This window comes from Ruegeria sp. HKCCE3926 (assembly GCF_017872515.1).
Classification (GTDB): domain Bacteria; phylum Pseudomonadota; class Alphaproteobacteria; order Rhodobacterales; family Rhodobacteraceae; genus Ruegeria.
The window spans coordinates 15,903-34,916 of the sequence record NZ_JAEDOU010000014.1; the positions used below are offsets into that span (position 1 = coordinate 15,903).

The 19,014-nt window shown below is 55.1% G+C and carries 17 protein-coding genes and 1 pseudogene; 4 read left to right on the forward strand and 14 right to left on the reverse strand.

Annotation, left to right across the window (positions count from 1 at the left end; genetic code table 11):
* Window positions 1-112: 112 nt before the first annotated feature.
* The 4 genes from I9184_RS20325 to I9184_RS20340 are packed head-to-tail and all read right to left on the reverse strand — an operon-like array spanning window position 113 to window position 4,123.
* Window positions 113-940: a CoA ester lyase gene (locus I9184_RS20325; protein WP_209835566.1), complete on the reverse strand. Its 828-nt coding sequence runs from the start codon at window positions 938-940 to the stop codon at window positions 113-115.
* Window positions 940-2,115, reverse strand: coding sequence for a CaiB/BaiF CoA-transferase family protein (locus I9184_RS20330; protein ID WP_209835567.1), 1,176 nt, complete (start codon window positions 2,113-2,115; stop codon window positions 940-942). The genes I9184_RS20325 and I9184_RS20330 overlap by 1 nt, the downstream gene beginning before the upstream one ends.
* Entirely contained in the window at window positions 2,115-3,266 is a 1,152-nt protein-coding gene (locus tag I9184_RS20335) for an acyl-CoA dehydrogenase family protein (RefSeq protein ID WP_209835568.1), read from the reverse strand. Before I9184_RS20335 ends, I9184_RS20330 begins: the two co-directional genes overlap by 1 nt.
* Before the next feature lie 8 nt (window positions 3,267-3,274).
* Complete coding sequence (locus I9184_RS20340; protein ID WP_171637037.1) at window positions 3,275-4,123, reverse strand: MaoC family dehydratase N-terminal domain-containing protein; 849 nt, start codon at window positions 4,121-4,123, stop codon at window positions 3,275-3,277.
* A gap of 98 nt (window positions 4,124-4,221) precedes the next feature.
* Here I9184_RS20340 and I9184_RS20345 point away from each other — a divergent pair, with 98 nt between their 5' ends.
* Window positions 4,222-5,151 carry a LysR substrate-binding domain-containing protein gene (locus I9184_RS20345; RefSeq protein WP_171637039.1) on the forward strand — a complete coding sequence of 310 codons (930 nt, stop codon included), beginning with the start codon at window positions 4,222-4,224 and terminating at the stop codon, window positions 5,149-5,151.
* Between the two features lie 60 nt (window positions 5,152-5,211).
* Here I9184_RS20345 and I9184_RS20350 read toward each other — a convergent pair whose 3' ends face one another.
* The 10 genes from I9184_RS20350 to I9184_RS20395 form a co-directional block, all read right to left on the reverse strand.
* Window positions 5,212-6,201, reverse strand: a complete 990-nt coding sequence (locus I9184_RS20350) for an SMP-30/gluconolactonase/LRE family protein (RefSeq protein ID WP_171637041.1) — start codon at window positions 6,199-6,201, stop codon at window positions 5,212-5,214.
* Window positions 6,198-7,550, reverse strand: a complete 1,353-nt coding sequence (locus I9184_RS20355; protein ID WP_209835569.1) for a Gfo/Idh/MocA family oxidoreductase — start codon at window positions 7,548-7,550, stop codon at window positions 6,198-6,200. Before I9184_RS20355 ends, I9184_RS20350 begins: the two co-directional genes overlap by 4 nt.
* A complete protein-coding gene (locus I9184_RS20360; RefSeq protein WP_209835570.1) occupies window positions 7,547-9,259 on the reverse strand; it encodes a dihydroxy-acid dehydratase in 1,713 nt (570 codons plus the stop codon). The genes I9184_RS20355 and I9184_RS20360 overlap by 4 nt, the downstream gene beginning before the upstream one ends.
* The gene (locus I9184_RS20365) at window positions 9,252-10,148 is read right to left on the reverse strand and encodes an NAD(P)-dependent oxidoreductase (protein WP_209835571.1); all 897 of its coding nucleotides are present in this window, start codon (window positions 10,146-10,148) and stop codon (window positions 9,252-9,254) included. Before I9184_RS20365 ends, I9184_RS20360 begins: the two co-directional genes overlap by 8 nt.
* Before the next feature lie 252 nt (window positions 10,149-10,400).
* The gene (locus tag I9184_RS20370) at window positions 10,401-10,997 is read right to left on the reverse strand and encodes an RNA 2'-phosphotransferase (protein WP_245218234.1); all 597 of its coding nucleotides are present in this window, start codon (window positions 10,995-10,997) and stop codon (window positions 10,401-10,403) included.
* Window positions 10,969-12,834 (reverse strand): TniQ family protein, encoded by a 1,866-nt coding sequence (locus tag I9184_RS20375; RefSeq protein ID WP_209835572.1) that lies wholly within the window; start codon window positions 12,832-12,834, stop codon window positions 10,969-10,971. The genes I9184_RS20370 and I9184_RS20375 overlap by 29 nt, the downstream gene beginning before the upstream one ends.
* Window positions 12,834-13,811, reverse strand: a complete 978-nt coding sequence (locus I9184_RS20380; RefSeq protein WP_209835573.1) for a TniB family NTP-binding protein — start codon at window positions 13,809-13,811, stop codon at window positions 12,834-12,836. Before I9184_RS20380 ends, I9184_RS20375 begins: the two co-directional genes overlap by 1 nt.
* Window positions 13,808-15,961 (reverse strand): Mu transposase C-terminal domain-containing protein, encoded by a 2,154-nt coding sequence (locus I9184_RS20385; protein WP_209835574.1) that lies wholly within the window; start codon window positions 15,959-15,961, stop codon window positions 13,808-13,810. The genes I9184_RS20380 and I9184_RS20385 overlap by 4 nt, the downstream gene beginning before the upstream one ends.
* Window positions 15,958-16,635, reverse strand: coding sequence for a hypothetical protein (locus I9184_RS20390; protein ID WP_209835575.1), 678 nt, complete (start codon window positions 16,633-16,635; stop codon window positions 15,958-15,960). The genes I9184_RS20385 and I9184_RS20390 overlap by 4 nt, the downstream gene beginning before the upstream one ends.
* A 227-nt stretch (window positions 16,636-16,862) precedes the next feature.
* Window positions 16,863-17,099: a helix-turn-helix domain-containing protein gene (locus I9184_RS20395; protein ID WP_209835576.1), complete on the reverse strand. Its 237-nt coding sequence runs from the start codon at window positions 17,097-17,099 to the stop codon at window positions 16,863-16,865.
* Between the two features lie 349 nt (window positions 17,100-17,448).
* Here I9184_RS20395 and I9184_RS21175 point away from each other — a divergent pair, with 349 nt between their 5' ends.
* From I9184_RS21175 to I9184_RS20410, 3 genes and pseudogenes are all read left to right on the forward strand, one after another.
* The gene (locus I9184_RS21175; protein WP_348539558.1) at window positions 17,449-17,808 is read left to right on the forward strand and encodes a hypothetical protein; all 360 of its coding nucleotides are present in this window, start codon (window positions 17,449-17,451) and stop codon (window positions 17,806-17,808) included.
* A 10-nt stretch (window positions 17,809-17,818) separates the two neighbouring features.
* Entirely contained in the window at window positions 17,819-18,214 is a 396-nt protein-coding gene (locus I9184_RS20405) for a hypothetical protein (RefSeq protein ID WP_209835578.1), read from the forward strand.
* Between the two features lie 146 nt (window positions 18,215-18,360).
* Window positions 18,361-19,014, forward strand: a pseudogene (locus I9184_RS20410) (IS3 family transposase); the annotation flags it as partial.

Below are 19,014 nucleotides of genomic sequence, written 5' to 3' on the forward strand. Positions count from 1 at the left end.
ATGAACATAAGCTTTGTTTCATCCTCTTTGCTAAGGAGCCTTTGGGGGTCTTTCGCTTCTGGATTGGTTAAGCACATCTAGAACCATTAGAACCGGCGACTGACGGAGCTCTTCAAGAGCTTTGTGCTTGCCGCGCTTCGAGAATTTGTTGCGCGCGGGCAAGCACCGGTTTGTCAACCATCTGGCCACGAAACTGGAAGCTGCTTTTTTCGGTTTTAGAGGCTTGGAGAACAGCATTCGCCCATTCGAAGTCACTGGAACTCGGGGAAAATGCAGTACGAACAATTTCTGTTTGGCGCGGATGAATACACATCATGCCACCCATTCCAGACGCTCTCGCATGCTCCGCCGCACGTTGAAGCCCAATTTCGTCGTTCAAGTTTGTGAAAACACCATCTACCGGCGGAGGAAGGTTGCCCAGCCGAGAATTTGACACAAGCATGAAGCGCGCTGTGTCGAGTGTGGATTGGCTGGCAGCATGGGAAATATCCACCCCCAGATCCATGGATAAATCAATTGCACCAAGCAGAAGACGCCCAAGATTCTGCAAAGTCACGATTTCCCTTAGATCGACGAGGCCATGCACGGTTTCGATGAGTGGCCAGACAGGCGTTCCTGACCTTCGTACCAATTCCGAACAGCTCTTTGCATCGGCTTTGGGAAGTATTACGCCTGCCAGGTTTTTGTGACTTGCCAGTGAAAGATCTTCATCGTGGAACTCGCTGTCAATGCCATTGATCCGGATCAGTATGTCTTGGCCGACTATTTTGTCCAGAAAGCTTCGCGCATGATATCGTGCTTTCACTTTGGTCTCGGGTGACACCGCATCCTCAAGGTCAATAATAATGGCATGTGCACCTGCGGCTGCCGCTTTGGCAAAACGCTCTGGCCGGTCCCCGGGAACGAAGAGAAAGCTGTGGGCTGACTTTAGATTAGGCATCAGATCACCCTTTCATTTTGCAATCTTGAGATTTCACTGCCTGAGTAGCCAAGCTCTGCAAGGAGATCAGTGGAATGTTCACCTAGCGCAGGCACGGCATCCATACGAGGCTCTGATCCAATTCCACCCGGCGGAAGCAGCGCATGAATTGACCCTTTTGGTGTTTGCACCTCACGCCAACGATTGCGGGCTTCAAATTGCACATGATGCCAGACGTCGGACATGTCATTCATATTCGCATTGGCGATACCGGCCCGGTCCAGCCGCTCGATCACCGTTTCGGTTGTCAGATCATCGAAACTGGTTGTGATGATCTGGGTAAGTGCGATCTTGTTCTCAGCGCGCAGGCTGTTCGATGAAAATCGCGAGTCTGCTGCAAGCCCAGGTGCTTCAAGCACCAGTTCACAGAAGGCTTTCCATTCGCGTTCATTTTGAAGGCCCAGAATGACCGTGCGCCCGTCCCCGACAGAAAAGGGGCCATAAGGGAAAATAGTGGCATGGCTGGCCCCGGCACGCGCAGGAGGTTCAGCCCCCTCATAGGCGTAGTAGAGCGGATAGCTCATCCATTCGGTCATTGCATCCAGCATGGACAGATCGATCTCGCAGCCCTGGCCGGCTTTTTCACGTTGCATGAGCGCTGTCAGGATGTTCGTATAAGCGTACATTCCGGCCGCAATATCCGCGATTGAGATCCCGGCTTTGCTTGGATCATCCGGCGTTCCGGTGGTGCTCATAAAACCGGCTTCCGACTGGATCAGAAGATCGTAGGCCTTGCGGTTTTCGTCCGGCCCACCTTTGCCGTATCCAGAGATATTGCAGACGATGACAACGGGGTTAACCTTGGACAGCTCTTCATATCCAAGACCAAGCCGCGCCGCTGCACCTGGGGCGAGGTTTTGAACAACAACATCCGCTTTCGCGACCAGCTTTTGCAGAATCTCGGCCCCGTCAGGGTGTTTGACATCCAGCGTCAGGCTTTCTTTGGACCGGTTTGTCCAGACGAAATGCGAAGCCATCCCGTTCACGCGCGTGTCGTAGCTGCGCGCGAAATCTCCAACGCCAGGTCGCTCAACCTTGATCACGCGCGCGCCCAAGTCGGCAAGCTGGCGGGTCGCAAAAGGTGCGGCAATCGCATGTTCAAGACTGACGACTGTAATTCCTTCAAGTGGGAGCATTAGAATGACCTCGGCAGGCCGAGGACATGCTCGGCGATGTAAGACAGAATGAGATTGGTGGAGATTGGAGCGACCTGATAAAGCCGGGTTTCGCGGAATTTTCGCTCCACGTCGTATTCGTTGGCAAAACCGAACCCGCCATGAAATTGAAGGCAGGCATTGGCCGCTTCCCAGCTGGCCTTCGCTGCCAGATATTTGGCCATGTTGGCTTCAGCCCCACAGGGCTGGCCCGTGTCAAAGAGCTGGCAGGCTTGGAACCGCATAAGATTGGCGGCTTCCAGCTCGATCTTGGCTTCGGCAATCGGGAACTGAACACCCTGGTTCTGACCGATGGGCCTGCCAAAAACCTCGCGCTCTTTGACATAGGCGCTCACCTTTTCGACGAACCAATAGCCGTCTCCGATACACTCAGACGCGATCAGTGTGCGTTCTGCATTGAGCCCGTCCAATATATAGCGGAAGCCCATGCCCTCTTCTCCGATCAGGTTCTCAGCGGGGATTTCCAGATCGTCAAAGAAGAGCTCATTGGTCTCGTGATTGACCATGTTCGGGATGGGGTTCACATCCATCCCACTACCCATGGCATCTTTGAGATCGACCATGAAGATCGACATGCCGAGCGACTTCTTTTTGACCTGATCTATCGGGGTGGTGCGGGCCAGCAGGATCATCAGATCGGAATGTTGAACGCGACTGATCCAGACCTTTTGGCCGTTTACAACATAGCGGTCCCCCTTCTTAACCGCGGTCGTCTTGATCTTGGTGGTATCAGTCCCGGTTGTGGGTTCTGTCACCCCCATAGATTGCAGTCGCAATTCGCCACTGGCGATCCGGGGCAGATATCGCTGCTTTTGCGCGTCCGAGCCGTGACGCAGCAAGGTACCCATATTGTACATCTGGCCGTGACAAGCGCCGGAGTTGCCTCCTGACCTGTTGATCTCTTCCATGATGACGCTCGCCTCGGTGAGGCCAAGACCCGAGCCGCCATATTCTTCCGGGATCATCGCGGCTAGCCAACCAGCCTCCGTCAGGGCCTTTACAAAAGCTTCCGGATAGCCACGTTGTTCGTCGATTTCCCGGTGATATTCAGGTGGGAACGTCGCGCAAAGTGCCTGAACGGCTTCCCGGATTTCTATGTGGTCGAATTCCATACCACACCTCACGCAATCATTGCTTTGGCGTTCATGGCAAGCGCGCCATCCTGCCGACGCGCCCAGAGACGGAAGGTCTTTCCATCCTCTTCCGCAGCGCCATGAACCGAGAAGGTTTCATAGTCGAAGATTGTTGAGATCGCCCGGAATTCAAAACTCTTCACGGTCGCATCTGGTTTTTCGCGGCGCAGCAGATCGAGCAGGAGTGTGGCGAGCAGAGGGCCATGCACAACCAGCCCATTGTATCCTTCCGAGTTCACGCAGAACGGCTGATCGTAGTGAATCCGGTGCCCGTTAAAGGTCAGCGCAGAATAGCGGAACAGAAGAACCGGGTCGGGATCGATGTCACGACTAAACTCCCAGATGTCGGGGGCTTGAGGTGGCACGGGCGCAGGCGCGTCCGCGCTCGGCTCTTCGCGATAGACGATGTCATGCTCTTCGTCGACGCCAAGCGTGCCGCCGTCAAAAACCTGGTGGCCAACAGTTACGAAGACCAATTGACCGGACCGCCCGGTTTTCGCCTTCACCGATTTGATTGTCGAAACTTTCTTTAGTTCTTGTCCAATTTGCATTGGAGCATGGAAATTCAGTCTACTACCTGCCCACATCCGACGCGGCAAAGGCACCGGGGGAAGGAAACCACCAAGGGCAGCATGACCATCATACCCGGCATCACACAGTTTGAAGACCGGCAGGAAATGCAACCAGTGCCAAAGTGGTGGCAGTGCGGTCTCGTTGCTGTAGACCGGGTCGTCACGATCGAGTGTCGCGGCCAACGCGTTCGCCGGGAATGGCGCGATACGCTCAATCCTTTGTTCCGTTTTCCCCACCCATTCCTGGAGTTGTTCCTGTTCCATGGCACCCTCGACAGTCAGCTTCAAAGACAGGGTTACACAGTTCTTGCCTTCAGAAAATTCGCATATAAATAATCCCGCGTTCGTGTTAGGTGAACGCCATGAACCTTGAACTCATCGATCTGAAGCTCTTTGTATGCATTGCCGAATGTGGAAATCTTACACATGGAGCCGAAAAAGCATTTCTGTCGCCACCGGCAGCCAGCGCCCGTATAAAATCGCTCGAACAGGAAACCGGGCAGCAATTGTTCTTACGAAGCAACAAAGGCGTCACGCTGACCGATGCAGGCAAGGTGTTCTTACGTCAGGCGCGTTTGGTTCTCCGTCAAGTCGACTTTCTGATCGAGGAAATGATCAACCCGGATTCCGGCCATATTCGAATCTCGGCAAACACCACTGCATTGACTGAGTTCTTACCAGAAACGCTGGCGCATTTTTTGTCAAGATGGCCGGGAGTTACGGTAGATTTACAGGAACGTCTGACACGTGACATTGTTCGCTCAGTTGCAGATGGCACATCCGATCTCGGAGTAATTTCCGGTGACCCAAAGACGGATGACCTCGACATCATTCCATTCTCAACTGATAGATTGATGCTCGCAACGTCAGCTCATCATCCATTGACCAAATCCGATGGCGTAATGTTCAAAGATACCTTGAGTTTTGAGCATATTTCGCTGCACGAGGGCAGTACACTCCTTGACTTTTTAAGGCGGCAATTTCGACGTAGTGGATATGAAAAGCACCTTCGCTTACAAGTCCGGAGCTTTGAAGCGATGTGTCGGCTTATCGAGGCCGGAGTTGGGATAGGTATCGTTCCGGAATCCGCAGCCAATCGCCACAGAAAAACGATGAACATCGCCTTGTTGAATCTGCAAGATGACTGGTCAATCCGTACCCGATCTGTCCTCGTTAGAGATCGGACCAACTTACCGCCCGCAGCACGCGCGCTCGTTGATATGTTGGTTGAGTCGAGTCCAGGTGGTGAGAGATTGATGATGGAAAACTCTGCTTCAAGCGCGAGCCCTTAGTTTTTCTGAGGAAATAGAAGGACTAACTCTTGGTCCGGTGGAAGCCCCTTATCGGGAAGATCAGGAAACTTGTGTGCCCCAAATTGGAACCTCTACATTCCAGTATGGTGGCTCGGGGCCACTATGGGGAGCATCAAGAACTGGTAGTGAATCCCCCAACAAGTTTCCGCAAACAATCCGGTCGCGGTTCTCTCCCGTAAAAGCCAGACTAGATATGTTCTTAAGCCTCTCGGCAGGCGAACTATCAAAGTGCGTCCGATCCATCGTGTGATCATCGAGTGCTGCTTCAACACTTTCTATCCAAGCGTTGTCGCGTTCCCCGACTACCAGGGTAGGAGCTGCTTCGGGATCAATGTGATAAAGTTCGCTCGATACAATACAGGCCGCGTAAAGTCCGCCAGCGCCGTCCAGTTCGATACCATCCACGAACGTGCCAGGCCCGAACTGGAGGAAGAGTTCCGGCTCACCATGCACACCCTTTTCATCAAGGCGCACGCGCGTGATCTTCTGACCAAAGGTTTCCGCGATGTAGAGCCACCCGTTTCCATAGTCGGGACGCAGTTCATTTGTGTAGTGCAGCCCTTGCAAGACAATCGAAAAGGAATTGTCGGAATTGATCAGTCCGACATAGCCGTTCTTCACATTACGCCGATAGGCCCGTGAGCGCGGCCGCAGCTTCGATGAGACCGTTACCCAGGTTTTGCCAAGTTCATCGACATAGACAAAGTTCGCCGGTGGAAGCGCGTCTTCCTTGGCAGCGATGGCATGTGGTCTCACACCATCCGTATCCAGCTCCAAGATCCCCCCTGCATCAGAGATGTTGGCAATGAGGAACGAGCCGTCTTGCCGCAGCGCAATCCCGTTTGGCACGATCGGCATTCCGCCAAACTCAGTGTCGTCTTGCAACAGGAACTGGCGACCATCTGGAAGAATCCGCATGACGCCAGCGCCTTTATGCGAGCAAAAAATATCGCCAGAACGGGTCGCAAGCACACATTCCGGACGGCTTAAACCTTTTCCGATATAGGATATGCTTGGTTCGTGGGTCATGCCGCGAGGTTCTTCGAAATACTCGCTTCGACTTCACGCCGCAAACGATAGGCGTCCGTGTTCGTATCTGCTTGCACGTCACTCCATTTTACCGGCTGACCTGCAGGAACATCTCTGATCAACGTGACATTGTGGGCAAGGCCGAGTGGGACGTAGCCCTCAGCAACAGAAATCGATGCTGGGCGAAGACCACCGGCCACGGTGTATCCACCCTCGCCATCAAGGATTTCGCCCTTCTTCAACTGGCGCTTCGAAACAGCCGCAACATCGGCGCGGAATTCATGCGCCGCCCCTGTAGGCTCCTTGCGAATACCCACTGATGCAACCGAGATCCCGAGCTCCAGCCCGATCAGGTGCCAGCGCTTGTAGTTGCACATGTAGCGTCCGCTGTCGTCGGTCACGACTTTGTACTCTTCAAAGCAGTTGCGCAGGTACTCGGTGTCCCCCTCAAAGCAGACCCAAACGCCTTTCCGAATGTCATGCGGAATCTGCTCGCCTGCAGGTGTGAGGCAAGAGATAACATCCACCATGCCCTTGTGATCCAGCACCCCGCCCTCTGAGCGCGGCCGCGCCAGATTTGGAATGTCATCGATCCCACCCGAAGGGAAGACCAGGCCATTTTCAGGGGCGTCCAACCCGCACACATTGGCGATGGCCGCACTTTCAATGGCTGGCTTCGAGCCGTCCAAAAACGCATTGAACATTTTGGGGTTCAGCCGCCCGCGTTCCGCTTGCTCCTTCGTTAAACCCCAATGATCCCACACGGTGTCAGGCGTCGATTGCCGGTAATGCGGCATCCATTTGTGGCCGCGACCAGCCGCAACGACGCTGAAACCGCAGCCCCGCGCCCAATCAACCAGGTCACTGGCAAGCGCAGGTTGATCTCCATATGCCATGCTGTAGATTAGGCCCGCTTCCCGAGCTTTGTTGGCCAGACCGGGCCCGACAAAAGCATCTGCTTCAACTGTTACATTGATGATGTGCTTGCCGTTCTCGAACGCCTTGAGGCAGTGCGTGACGGCTGCGATCGGGTTCCCTGTGCATTCAATGATGATTTCAATTTCCGGATGCGATGTCAGCGCTTCCCAATCATCGCCGACGAAGGTTGCGCCTGATGTTGCCGCATCATCCAGGCTGGATGCTGCGTAAGCCGCAGCATCCCAGCCAACGAGCTTCATATTGGATTTGGCAGCATCAGGACGCAGATCAACGACACCAACGATATGAATCCCCTTCAATCGAAGTGACTGTGCAAGAAACATCGTGCCAAACTTACCCGCACCGATCATTCCAACACGAACCGGCTGGCCACTCGCTGCGCGCTCCTGAAGTTTCGTAAAGAGGTTCATTCGGCGTTCTCCTTGGACCAGCCTTCTTGCGTGAGGAAATCAAAATCGCAGCCTTCGTCGGCCTGCAGAACCGCCCGGCTGTAAAGCCCGCGATACCCGCGATTTTGCAGCTCCGGGCGCTTGTGCTGTTCGAGACGGCGGGCGACCTCGGCGTCATCAACCAGCAGATCGATACGCTTGTCAGCGACCGAGAGACGTACACGATCTCCATTCTCGACAGCAGCCAATGGCCCGCCAACCGCGGACTCGGGTGACATATGAAGAACGATGGTTCCGAAAGCCGTGCCAGACATCCGCGCGTCTGAAATTCGCACGATATCTTTTATACCTTTCCGTGCCAGTTTCTTTGGGATCGGCAGATACCCGGCCTCCGGCATTCCCGCAGCCACTGGTCCCGCGTTCTTCAGAACCATGATGTCATCGGCCTCAATGTCGAGATCCGGGTCATCAACGCGCCTGGCGAGATCTTCGAGACTGTCGAACACAACGGCGCGGCCTTCGACCTCAAAAAGCTCTGGTGTCGCCGCAGCGCGTTTGAAAATGGCTCCCTGCGGGGCGATGTTCCCATAAAGGCTTATCAATCCGCCCTCATTTGAAACAGGATCTTCAAACGACCGGATCACCCGGCGATCAACCCAATCAGGTTCGTCGTCTAGACGCTCCGCCAGGGTTTGACCTGTTACATCCACCGTATCGAGGTGCAGTAGATGGCGGATCTCGCGCAAGACTGCTCCGACACCGCCAGCGGCATAGAAGTCTTCCATGTACCCTTCACCGACTGGCTTCAGATCAACCAGAACCGGCGTTTCGTCCGAGATTTCGTTGAGGCGTTCGGGTGAAATCCGGATGCCGAGACGACCCGCAACAGCTGTAAGGTGGACGATGGCATTGGTGGACCCGCTGACGGCCATCAGCACGCGGAAAGCGTTCTCTACCGACTTCTGGGTGATCACCTCACTTGGTTTTCGAGGGTTCTGGATCAGATCAACAGCCAGTTTACCGCATTCCTCAGCTGCAACCAGCCGGTCAGCGTGAACAGATGGAATAGCCGCTGTGCCAGGCAAGGACATCCCTAGCGTTTCGGCGATGCACGCCATGGTACTCGCTGTTCCCATGACAGCACAGGTGCCGGCCGTTGTCGCCAGCCGCCCTTCGATCTCCGCGATTTCTTCGCCTTCGACCTCACCAGCGCGGAACTTACCCCAGAAACGGCGGCAGTCAGTGCAGGCTCCCAGGCGTTCACCCTTGTGGCGACCGGTCATCATCGGGCCAATCACAAGTTGCACGGCCGGTATGTCGGCAGACGCCGCACCCATCAGCTGGGCCGGAACTGTCTTGTCGCAACCGCCGATCAAAACCACTGCGTCCATTGGCTGCGCACGAACCATCTCTTCAGTGTCCATTGACATGAGGTTCCGGTAGACCATGCTGGTTGGGTTCAGAAAGACCTCGCCGAGTGACACCGTTGGAAACGGCCGCGGCAAAGCCCCTGCAGCCAGCACACCGCGAGAGACAGCTTCGACCAGCTCAGGCATTGCTCTATGACAGTTGTTGAAGCCCGAAGGGGTCATCGCGATCCCGACAATCGGTTTGTCGAGCATTTCCCGCGACAGACCCATCGAGCGAGCAAAAGACCGACGTAGGTACGCGGCGAAATCCTTGTCGCCGTAGTTTGTCAGCCCGCCCTGAATACCTTTTCCTTCAGACATTCTGTTCCTCCTTCCGGCAATCGACACCAAGCAGTCGTTCGTAGACGAGCACCATCGCGCCCTTGTCTTTGTCCCCATGGCCCTCAAGAAGTGCCTGCTGATAGGTGGTTGTCGCAGCGGCCAACACAGGTGCCGGGATCTGATAACGGGCTGAGATTTCAGCACCGCTGATCAGATCCTTGTAGGCCGCTTGTAGCGGGTAGCCGGTGTCAAACTTGCCTTCGAGGACCTGGGGAATGAAATATTCCGACGCATAGCTGCGGCCGGTCCCTGAATTCACAACCTCGGCGGTGTTTTCCGGATCAAGGCCCAGCTTCTTTGCCATCGGCAGGATTTCGGCCAGAGCCGCCACGTTGATATCGAAGAGAAGCTGATTGATCAGCTTGGTGAGCTGGCCTGAGCCAACAGCGCCAGTGTGCAGGATGCGGTTCGACATTTTTGCCAGAGCTGGCCGCAGCGCCTCGACAATCTCACCGTCTCCTCCGATCATCATCGTCAACGTGCCCTCCTGGGCTCGCTTCCACATGCCAGAGACGGGCGCATCGAGAAAACGCAACCCGAGGGCTGAAAGACGCTCGCTAATACTGAGCGTCAGTCCGTATTCTATGGTTGAGGTATCGATGACAACCGTGTCGGCTGAAAGATGCTGTGCAATCCCATGTTCAGGGTCGAACAGTGACTTTTCCACGATCCCACCACTTGGCAAACAAGTGATCAGCACGTCCACTTCTGAGAAATCTGCAGCACTACCGGCCTTCTTGGCGCCGGCTTCAGCGGCGGCATTCATAGCGTCTTCGCTGAGATCAAAGACCATTACGTTGTTTGAGCTAGCAAGGTTCACCGCCATTGGCGCACCCATTTGACCCAAACCGACAAAACCAAATCGCATGTCGATCTCCTTCCCTTTGTTTTTGGAAGAAGTATCACCGCATGAGATTAAATCTGGCATTCTCTATCGAGAACGCCCCGCTCGGCATTCGCGTGGTTGGATTAGGTTGAGAGGGCGAAGGTGCCTTCGGCCCCATGCGGTCTAGACGTAGTTGCCCCAATTGTCGTTGCTCTCACCCACGAAACGTCCCATGAAGCTGGCAAGGCAATACATGCAGGCGAACTGACAAACAGTTTTACGGATTTCTGTTTGTCATGTGCTCTTGTACTTCTCAGCGATCCTGCCAAATCCCAAATAGGTCGTTGGCACTTTGTCAGTTAGCCAAACACCGTTGTCGGCGCGGAAAAACTCAAAACCGTCCTCGAACATGCGTTGTGCCTCGACACGCAGAACAACCGGCTTTCCGTGTCGTTGCCCGACGCGTTCAGCTGTATCGGGATCAAGCGAAAGGTGGACTTGCTTACGGCGTCCGGGGTTCAACCCCTCGGAAAATATCGCATCCAAATTTGCGCTGGCCGTGCCGTGATACAGCTCATCCGGTGGGCGTTGAGGTTCCAGGCCCAGATCCACATCAATTGAGTGTCCTTGGGCTGCCCTAATGCGCTGACCGTCATCAGACAGAGTGAAGCGTATCTTATCGTTGCTCTCGACAAGCTGAGTGAGTTCGTCGCGGCTTAGCTTGCGATTGGCTTTCTTCAGCTTCCGCAGCAAATCATCAACACGAACCCACCCGTGCTTGTCCAGCTGAAGACCGATCTCTTCAGGTTTGTGCCGAAGCACCAGACTCAGGAATTTACTTTCTCTGCTCATCTCAAAACCTTCACAACTCCGGCCAGGCAATTTCATCATGCGAGAGCGGCAGGCGATTGGCCAGCTCTTCCATGCCGAAGAGCACATCACTCCGCCTGAATATGCGTCCACCACACTCTTCCGGCAATTGGATAAAAGGAACCCGCTCCTCTATGAGCTGGTCGCCGACTTTCCGGGTGCTGCCCCCCAGAAACTCAGCATAGTGCTTTGCAGGAACATAGCGCTCAACAAACTGATCGACGACGTCATAGGGCACGACCTGCACCGACTTCCGGGACACTGGATGACGCGCCCGAACCAGTTTCAAATGGCCTGTGTCCACCAGATGACGGAGGGCGGATGCGTTGACACCAAGAAAAGACGCGAGCGTGGAACGAAGATATCCATCCGGTCTGATCAGGCACAACGCCTCAGCGACTTCCGCCGGATCCAGGAGCACCGACAGATATCCATCTTGTTCGACATTCCTGACAACAGTCTTCAGCTCGCCGCTCTGGATCAGTCGCACCACATCAACCGCGCCAGCAACGGCTTTGCGACAAACGGATTGAATACCGACCAGCCCATCCGCTTTTGCAACCGTTGTGTGTGGGGCGATACTGGCGAGAAACGCATCGAGTTGCCCTTCATCGTAGTATGGTCGCCCGACAGGGGAGCCCGCGATGGTTCTGATGATCCCACCTGCAACCAGAGCACCAAACCGCGCCCTCGGTGCATTGATCTTTTTCTGAGCCGCCACCTGACAGATCGCCCCGGCAAAACTTTTGACCAGTGGTGCCAATGCCTGTGCATCGAGGACAACACCTTTCGCAGAGCTGCCTGCCTGAGGGTCCGGTCGTAGAAACCCGTTTGCACCAAGCAATTCGACTGTCTGACGACGCCCCAACCCCAGATCCCGCCGCAAGGTTTCAACACTGTGGACACGACGGGCTGCACAGGGTTTGCCAAGCACCAGCTCGCCTTTTCCAATAGGATAAGTTTCGACGAAGAACTTTCTGACAAGATCTCGCAACGGCTCGTATTGCTCTGCATGAGACTGCTCAAGCCAGCTGAACAGGCAGCCGAAGTTTCTACGCGAAAGTGATATGGGAGAACCGGCCTCACGATGCAATCGCCGCAGCAGGTGAAACACCCCTTTCTCGCCTTCGGACAGGAGTTCAAAACCCTGCGCACCTGCACGACGCTTTTCCGCGTCGGATAAATGCTTCAGCTTTGCATCGATACCGAACAGATCGACAACACCGAAGATCTCAGCGCCAAGTGCAACCGAACCGAACCCGATATAATCGAGGCATGCGCCCTGTTGTTCACCCGCCAACCGGCGGGTGAGATATTCTTCCAGACCGGTTGAGACCTGCGATACCCCCAACTCTCTTAACTGATCTGCCCCCAGATTGAGATCGCGGATTCGCCCGGCAAAATCATGGGGACCACGGCTGTGCGAATAGCTTTCGTCGTCATACAGCCCGACCTGATGGCGGTGGCATGTTCGGATTGAAGGCACATGCCAGGCGCATCGCTGTGCCGCACCACCGGCGGTGTCTGTAGTAACATCATCCGCAACACATTCCGGACAGAACCGCAGACGCCTGCGCGTGATCCAGCGTTTCTCAACAAGCTGCCCCGCCAGCCGGTACTGTCCGGTCGACACTTTGCAAACAACACCACGCATCAGTTGAGCAAGTTCCACTCCGCCGAGCCGGGCAAGGATCGAAAGGGCCCGTTCATCGCCGTCAGCGATGGCCTGAAGCGTAAAGCCCTGATCGGTGCAGAACTCCGAGGCAAAGGAAAGTCCATTGGCCCAGGCAAGCCGGGATGCGAAGGATGCCGGGGTCTCCCCCGGCATCAAAGGTACGAGGATCGGCAATACCTGCATTATGCAGCCCCTCTCTCGATTGCTGGCGCTATCTCCAGCTCCGCTCCGTTGAGAAGTTGACCCGTCTTAATGGAGCGGAAATTCTCAGCAATGAATGGGTTCAATGCATCAACACAGCGCTTCTGTTTCCGATAGGCCCCCGCGAAGTGACTTTGTTCAAGGGTTTGGTTCCCATTGCGCAATGCCAATTTGATAGCCGATATGATCAGCCCAATTTTCGACCCGAACTCGTAGCGGGCCGCATGCAGCAGTCGTCGCGCAAATGCCGATTTCTCAAGCGTTTTGCCGCGCGACAGTTTTGCCGCATCGAGATAGGCACCCAGCACTCCCATCACCTCATGCCCATGGGCGGCATAGCTCATGGGTGCAAAATGCACGGGCTCAAACCGCCGGCTGAGCTGTTCATCCCGGTTGATCAGCTCCAGGAGTTCACAGGTGCCACTGAGGATCAGGCTGACCGGCCATTCCGCGTACTCCAGACAGGATTTCCAGACCAGCATCACCTGATCAAATTCAGATTTCGACTTGGTCCTCAGGATATGCTGCGCTTCGTCAAAATGCAGAAAAAGCGTCTTATGGGAGCGGGCATAACGCATCACCTGCCGCCAGATCGAATGGCCTGTCCGCGATCCCTTGCTCTCATATCCATATGCCTCGATGGTATCGCGACCGACACCTTTGATCGTGGCTTCTGACGCCAAGCGAACTGTCAAAGCCTGATTAAATGGTTTCCCATAAGCCAGATGAGGGTGTTTCAGCAGGAGGTGTTCGATGCCAAAACTCTTACCGGCGCCGGCATTGCCAATGACAACAATGCCGCGCTGCGCTGTCACCCTGCCAGCAGCTGTATGCGCTTTGCGTCGGTAGAGAATGTCATCGATCTGATCCCGGAGTTCCAGGTAAGGATCATGGGCGATAAAGCGGTGTTCAAGGTCAGCCACGATGTGGCTGACCTCCTCACGGGACATATGTGTCATTGCCCGTCCTCCATACGCCAGCGCGGGCTTGAGATCGGCATGGTCTTCTCCGCGTCATCCTCCTTAGGAGTGATCTCCGGCAGCTGTGGTAGCGCCACCTCCGCCCTGGCGATCACACCATCAAGGAGACCTCTTTTTTTCCTAGAAACCGTGGGGGTGATGCCCGCCACGACATCCAGTCCAAGCCAGAGATGCTTCCGATTGCGCTCAACATCGGCTTTCGTCGGCGCAAGCGCTGAAAGGCCGAGCCGTTGAGAGGCTGCGCGATCTTCTTCAGAAAAATCCGCGAAGGCCTGATCAATGATATCCTGCGTGAGTTCTGCTTCCGCCTCAAAACGGCGGCGCAGATTGGTACAAGCCTCGGTCCAGAGATCAAGCGACAGACCATCAAACCCTTTTGCCAGAGGGCGGGCAACAACCCAGACACCATCGAGATTGACCTCAATCATACCGAGGTCCTGATGATCCACCCGGATCTCAACCTCGAGATCAGGACTGGCCAGGAAATGGTGCCGGACCAACTCGCTGGTGTAGAAGATGCCCGCGAACCGGACCCCGCGCCCGGAAATACTCCGGGTATACTTCCGACCGAATGCGCCAAGGCGCTCAATCCGGCTCGGAGGGCGGGGCTTGCCAACGGTCGAACACAATTCCCGCCAGCAATTCAGCGGTGTCTGCCCGCCGATGCCCCCGTGCGGCTTGTTATTGTAGACATCGACAACAAAGCGGACCAGAATCCGAGTCAACTCGTCATCGGCAAGCGCAGCATAGTCCTCAGGCACAAAGTCACCTTTTTCAACGATGTTTGAATAGGTGCGTGCACTCAGACACTCCATCAGCTCCACGCCGAAGGTCCTGAAACAGCGCTCAATATGTCCACGGAGCTTGGGAACACCTGCAGGCGGAAACATGACCGTTCCCCGCAGATCCGTCACGGCGCCCCGGAAATCAAAGTTCGCAAAGGCCGCCCCCTGATCCGAGGCAACAGTTTCAAAACCGGTGCCTGGCCATTCCGGAAGCGCACAGCCGAAAAGACGGGCAAGATCCGCTTTATCCCGCGTTGCCAGGTCCAGTGCTGCAATCGCATCTTCTGTGTTCGGCGTCGCGCAAACCTTCACCGAGAGGATCAGTCGCGTTCGGACATCAATCACGACATAGATCCATCGTCGCCCTTTCGGCAATGCTTTGATCTGCTCCTCTGTCAGATGACCAAAGACGCCGGCTTCAGCAAAGAAGGTAATCAGATCAACCTTCCACTCATCGATTTCCAGCCGCTCTCCGGGACGCAAGACGTTCAGACCCTCACCGATGATTGCAAAGTGCCTGTTGGCCGCTTCCAGCCCCTGGCGCTGGCACATCACATGATAGGGCTCAAGGCGACATATCTCCCTGTAGATTGTACTTTCTGCGGGAATGGCCAAAGGCGGCAGGCCGCGATCGACTCGATACGCATTCGCCAGTCGGAAGGCCCGTTTGGTCTGGCGAATGACACTCTTTTTCGACGGCCGTTTGAAGCTTGCATATCGATCCGCACATTTGCGAAGCAGGGCCGCACTCTCCGGACCAAATTTGACCTTCGTCCGCCCCGCCAGATAGCGTTTATCAATGAGCGTGAGAATAGAGCGGTTTCCGGCTTGATAGGCACGCACCCAACGCAGAAGGCTCGAGGAGCCTGGCGGGGCAATCTCGTTGCTTGACCGCTTCTTTCCTCCATATTTGCGCTTCCCGGTATCCTTATCAGGCTGTGGAATCTGCACCGTGATTTCCTGCGCCACACTCCGAATCCAGATCTCCACATCTTTCCAGTAGCGGCCGATCTCTCCGCGTGCTTCAGCATCCAGAAAAAGATCGCACCAGGCTTGACGGAAGAAGACCGTTGAGCGCTGTTTTGCAGGCAGATGGGTGACGATCTGATCCGCGAACTGCACACGTTTCCGGGCGGCCTCTTCACTGTGATAGCCATCATGAATGGTAATGTGACCGGTTTTGAGGCCCTCGTTGATCTCATCATAGGTCAGTTCATCAAAGGCGATCTCGCCTCCGACCTCACGGCTGACGGTCACACCTAAAGGACCCTGATCTACCAGGAGAGATGGCACACCTCCCTGCTGGATCTGTGAATAGGGCTCAAGACGAATGATATCAGTCATACCACGCCTCCCTCGACCAGCATGTCGAGATCAATAACCCCGTCTTGTATCGGGTGCAGGACACCGGCATAGATCGCTTTGAAGATTTCCGGCCAGGCCCTTCCGCCAATATCGGCCCTTACAATCAGCTCGCTGATCGTGACCGGCAGATCGATCTCAGCCGCAAGATCTGCAATTATTGCAGCCGCCTCAGGATCATCCCCACGCCTGTATGCAAACAACCGCCGTGCATTCAGCGCCTCCCACTGGTCGTAGTTTTCCTCAGTGATCAGTACCAGATTGTCCGCAAAGTCATCGGGCATCGCTGCCGCGACATAAGCCAGCTGCTCCTCAAGGTTCTGGGCCCGGGCGCGTTCTGCCGGTTTGATCTCGGCAGCATACTTGCTCCCATCAGCGAAGGTATAAAGTTGATCCACTCTTTTGCTACGCTTACGACCATCGGCATCGATGTATTCAATGGCAGGCGGCTGCTCGACCATGTCAGCCACAGGATACAGCGCTGACGTCGTGGTGAAGGCATCAAATTCACGAAGGCTGTCAAATACGACCTTCTGGCTTTCACCCCCATACGGGCGGAACCCACCTGTTTCGACATATGTACGCCAGCGCGAACGCTCAGACAGAATACACGTTGAACGGCTGTCCAGCGGGGCTTGGAAGATTTCTTTTTCCATGTGCTCTGATGTTGTGTGGGATCATTCCCTGACCAATATGATCAGAGTGAACCACACAATTTCCTCTTGTCGGATTGTGGAAAGCGGCCGAGCACGACCCATCGGGTCAAAAGACCCGGCCGCCAGACTTGACTTTTGAGGGGATTCGAGAGACCTTCCGCTTGTCGGGTACCAATCGACCTGAAGGCCCCTGAGAGTCCGCTCTCGGGGCTTTTCTATTTTCTAGATCATCGTTTCAAATCCCCCTTCTTTCCAGAGGCAGCCACTGGCCACAGGTCTTCGACACGAAATCCCGTGCGCTCGGCTACGGCTGCTTCGATCTCCGCCGATCGCCTGCGTCCGGCAAGCACATTCGACACCGCCGAACGACTATACCCGATGCTCTCTGCGAGCTCGGTGATTGTGGTCTGAGCCATCCCGAGATGCAGTTTCACAATCTGCTGGCGCATTTTGTTGGCATCCATGTTTCGCGGTCTTTGGCAGGAACTAACGTTTCCATTGATGTCGAAACGAACGTTCCAACATCCCCGATTCTAGGAGCATCTCCGTTGGACAATCAAGAGCTAAGAAGCCCTGATCGCATTGATAACGTTGAATTTTCTCAGTTAGTTTTGATTATTAACTTACGTTAGAGCCCCAAGAGTTAATTCTCAATTCTGCTAATAACTTAACGGGTGAAACGGACGTTTCCGGAGGAGGGAAATGTGCTGCGGGGGGCATCTTTTCGAAACGTTGTGAGCGTCAACGACCATCACAATGGACTGCCGCGCAGCGCTGCTTCCGAGACCACGAGACGTGCCGAGAAAGAGGAGTATGGTAGCAGCTGATTTACGCTTGGAAGCCGGTGTAGATATGTCGGCTCGGGGAAGGCGCGGCTTAATCCTTCAGCCGGAAGAGGTCCGCGACATCAAGATGCAGAGCGTCGGCTATTCTGATGACGGTTTTGAGACCGGGATTTCTCTCCCCGCGCTCAATTCCACCAATATATGTACGGTCCAGATCCACCGCATGGGCAAAGCTCTCCTGCGAGTAGCCTTGCGCCTTGCGGGCCGATCTCAGGTTGTTCCCGAAATCAACTGCTGTGAACCGATTTTTCATCCTCTCAAACGGCAAGAAAGATGTTTAATCGTCTACGGACTTATCGTATCTTTTTGGTGGGGAAGGTTTTATTGAGGATGTTCACATGTTCGATGCGTACCCTGACGGTAAGATCAAAGCCGACTCAGAACAGTTTGCGCAGATGAGCGGGATTGCCAGATCGCGCCTGGCTGAGGCCAACGGCATTCCCGGCGCGGGCCTCGGTTCAAAGCTCAGACGCCACCTCGCGCTTTCCAAACTGAATGCGCAGCTTTCATTCTATGGCTGGGCGATCCGCAAAGATGGAACTCTCTTTGAGGTACCGGTGCGTGGAGAGCCCGCGAAGTTACGCAAGGAAGACGGGTCAAAACCACTCCCGGGTAGCGTCGGAGAAATCAACGAACAAGCTAGAATTATGTATACCGAAACCGGGAAGTTGTTCGATCCGACAACCGGTCGCCGTTTGCCAAATTCCGAACGGCATCGCTTTGGTATCGCATAGACGTGCAAAAACCTGTGTGATGCGAGGGACGTGATATGGCCGATCTCGAACTTCCCGACATTCCAGACGTAGTTTTCGCTGAACTGCAGTCCTTGGCGCGCCGATCAGATTTGTCAGTGGAGGACTACGCCAAGGACGTCATTTGTGATGCGATCCGGCAGATTGGTGTTGTTGAACAGACCTATTATCGCTGGAAGAAGAAGTACGGCGGAATGGGTACGGATCAATTGAAGGAACTCAAGCGCCTTCAAAAAGAGAATGAGCGTCTTCGAAAGGCCGTCTCGGATCTTACCCTGGACAAACTGATCCTGACGGAGGCGTCCACGGGAAACTACTGAGCCCCGCCCGTCGCCGTGCCTGCATCAACCATGTGCGCCACAAACTGCGTGTCTCAGAACGCCGGGCGTGTCGCGTCCTGAAACAGCACCGATCCACACAGCGAAAGCTGCCGAAAGGTCGAGCTGACGAGAAGCGCCTGGTGGCGGACATGATAGAATTGACCCGCCAGTATGGCCGCTACGGTTATCGCCGGATCGCGGCTTTGCTGAGAGATGCGGGCTGGCAGGTGAATGACAAGCGTGTCGAAAGGCTTTGGCGTCGGGAGGGGCTGAAAGTGCCAATGAAACAACCAAAGAAGGGGCGGCTCTGGTTAAATGATGGATCGTGTGTTCGGCTGCGGCCGGAGCATCGAAACCATGTCTGGAGCTATGACTTCGTGCATTGTCGAACGGATGACGGAAAGGCATTCCGCACGCTCAACGTCATCGATGAGTACAGCCGGGAGTGCTTGGCGATCCGTG